The sequence below is a fragment of the Spirillospora sp. NPDC046719 genome (genome assembly GCF_040645715.1).
GTDB lineage: Bacteria > Actinomycetota > Actinomycetes > Streptosporangiales > Streptosporangiaceae > Spirillospora.
On sequence record NZ_JBEYYT010000606.1, the window covers coordinates 2,065 to 4,573 of the forward strand.

General features: G+C 74.2%; 2 protein-coding genes. One reads left to right on the plus strand and one right to left on the minus strand.

The window, feature by feature from the left end; genetic code table 11:
* Nucleotides 1–70: 70 nt before the first annotated feature.
* Complete coding sequence (locus ABZ914_RS47060; protein ID WP_500201149.1) at nucleotides 71–718, minus strand: hypothetical protein; 648 nt, start codon at nucleotides 716–718, stop codon at nucleotides 71–73.
* Nucleotides 719–1,215: 497 nt separating this feature from the next.
* Between ABZ914_RS47060 and ABZ914_RS47065 the strand changes: the two genes are divergently transcribed.
* Nucleotides 1,216–2,421 carry a PucR-like N-terminal domain-containing protein gene (locus ABZ914_RS47065; protein ID WP_500201150.1) on the plus strand — a complete coding sequence of 402 codons (1,206 nt, stop codon included), beginning with the start codon at nucleotides 1,216–1,218 and terminating at the stop codon, nucleotides 2,419–2,421.
* Nucleotides 2,422–2,509 lie beyond the last annotated feature (88 nt).

Sequence of the window (2,509 nt, forward strand, 5' to 3'; positions counted from 1 at the left end):
ACGAGCCCGGGCCGGGCCGCGAGGCTCACGGCGGGGGCGCGCGGCCCCGGGTCGGTTCAGGCGGCAGGGGTCACGGTGAGGTGACGTTGATGCCGGGGTGGCCGCCGCTGCCGTTGGTGACGATGTAGGTGCCGGACAGCGATCCGTTGTGGCCGTTGCCGACCAGGCCGGCGCAGCCGCTGACGTTGCTGATCGGCAGCGACCCGGAGCCCGAGGCCGTCAGCGCGCCGGTCCCGTTGGTGTAGCTGCCGTTGGCCACGCCCGTGCCTCCGGCGCCGACGTCGAAGCTGCAGCCGGTGGCCGACAGGTGCGTGGCGATCCCGGAGATGCTGCCCGCCGTGGTCGAGCCCGAGGTGGCGCCCGTGACGTTGACGCTCCAGGGGAGGTTGGACGTGGTCACCGTGAAGGTGACCTTGATGCCGAGCACGGTGCCGGTGCAGCCGCTGAACGAGACGCTGCTGAGCGACCCGACGCTGAGCGGCGAGGCGCCGGACTTGGTGCCGTTCGGCACGCTGCCGCTGGCGTGCGACGAGGTGCAGGTGATCGCCTGGTTGGTGGTCGTGTCCTTGAACACCAGGTTGCCGGAGTTGGCCGCGGTGACGCTGCCGCCGTTGGTGACGGTGGCGGTGAGGTTCGCGGCGTAGGCGGTCGAGCTCAGGAGGAGCGCGAAGGCTGCGGTGCCGGCCGCGGTGAGCGCGGCGGCAGCGGATTTCCGCATGGTTCTGCCCTTCTTCGGGGTGGGACGCCGGGCCCTCGGGGTGGGGGCCCGGGCCTTTCTCGCGAGTGCGTGAGCTCACATTCACCTACTGGCCGGTACGGTAAGCAGGCCGGCGCGGGTCGGCAATAGCGGACGCGGCCTCTCGACGCGTTCCCCGCAAGTTCTGTCATCGAGTGAGTAAAACGAGCCGCGAACTTTTGCCGATCGTACGAACGGCTCTCCCCGGCGCCCGTGAGACGGCACGCTCATTGTCATCGCGTGAGCGCGCGGTCTGGTATCCGAAAAGGCTTATCCGTCCGTTCCGATATCGGGGGGCGGCCGGATGGATTCTGTCCGCATCGGGACGCGGTGGAGCCTTTTCCCGCGGCGGGCGCCGGAGGTACCGTCGCCGGGCAGGTCTGAGGGCGGCCGCTCCCGCCCGGCCGGATCGGCGCCGCGAGCGGCCCCCTGCCGCGTGCCCGCGGCGCGGCCGCGGTGCTGGAAGGAGGGACGGGAGCGTGGGGCCTGTGGTGCTGTCCCCCGGACTCGCCGAGGTGCTGCGGTCGAGACCGCCGAAGCTGTGCGAGGAGGTCTGCGCCGCCGTTCGCGCCGCCGTCCCCGCCTACGCGTCGGCCGACCGGACCTCGCCGTCGGCCTGCCGGATCGTCCAGGAGGCGATCCAGGCGTTCTTCGTCCGCGCCACGGGCCTGTCGCAGCCGCTGGACGGGCTGGACGGGCTGCTGCGGCTGTTCGGCGAGCAGGAGGGCGGCGCCGGGCGGAGCCTGGACACCGTGCAGGCGGCGATCGGCGTCGCGTTCCGCGCGTCGTGGCGCCGCCTCGTCGAGGTCTGCGCCCGCCATCAGGTCACCGGCCAGGACGTCGCGTGGCTGGCGGAGGTCCATTTCGCCCACAGGGACCGGGTCGTCACCCAGGTCGTCAAGGGCTATCTGCGAAGCGACGGGCGGGCGGTACAGGAGCAGGCCGCGCTGCGCCGGCGCCTGCTGCGCGGGCTCGTCGACCGCCCGCCGGCCGCACCCGCCGCGCTCGCCGACCTGGCCGTCCGGTCGGGGTGGAGCCTGCCGGCGGCGGCGACGCCCGTCGCCGCCCCGCCCGGGACCCGGTGGTCGCGCGATGCCGCGCACGGTGACGTCCTGGCCGACCCGGAGGGCGACGCGTACCGGTTGCTGGTGCCCGGTCCGTTCGACGCGGCGCGGCACGCCGTCTTCGGCACGCCCGTGACGGGCGGTCCGGTGGTGGTCGGCCCGACCGTCCCGCTCGGCGGGCTGCCCGACGCCATGCGCTGGACGCGGGAGGCGCTCGCGCTCACCCTCAAGGGCGTGATCGCCGAGGCGCCCGTCGTCCATGTCGACGACCATCTCCTCGATCTCTGGCTGTGCGCGGACCCGCACCTGACCGACCTGCTCGCCGAGCGCCTGCTGGGCGGCCTGGAGCACCTGCCCGAGGACAAGCGCACCGTCCTGGCGACGACGCTGCGGGTGTGGCTGGAGACCTGGTCGACGGTGACCGACGTGGGCGCCCGGCTGCATCTGCATCCGCAGACCGTCCGGTACCGGTTGCAGCAGGTCCGGCAGCTGATCGACGATCCGCTGGAGGACCCGGAGGTCCGCTTCGCGGTGGAGGCGGTTCTCCGGGCGCGGAACCGGCGACCGCCCCCGGGAGGTCCGCGGGACCCGGCCCGCCCCGAGCCGGGATCAGGTCGATGACGGGCACGTCCCACGGACCGCTCGGGCAGCGCCCGGCGCTGGCGCCGCCGGCGCCGGCGGGGCTGGGGGTGGCGGGGCGCCTGCGGGC

What these genes read in the sequence shown, in the direction of transcription:
- ABZ914_RS47060 (WP_500201149.1), bottom strand. Translation starts at nt 718, where the DNA reads ATGCGGAAATCCGCTGCCGCCGCGCTCACCGCGGCCGGCACCGCAGCC.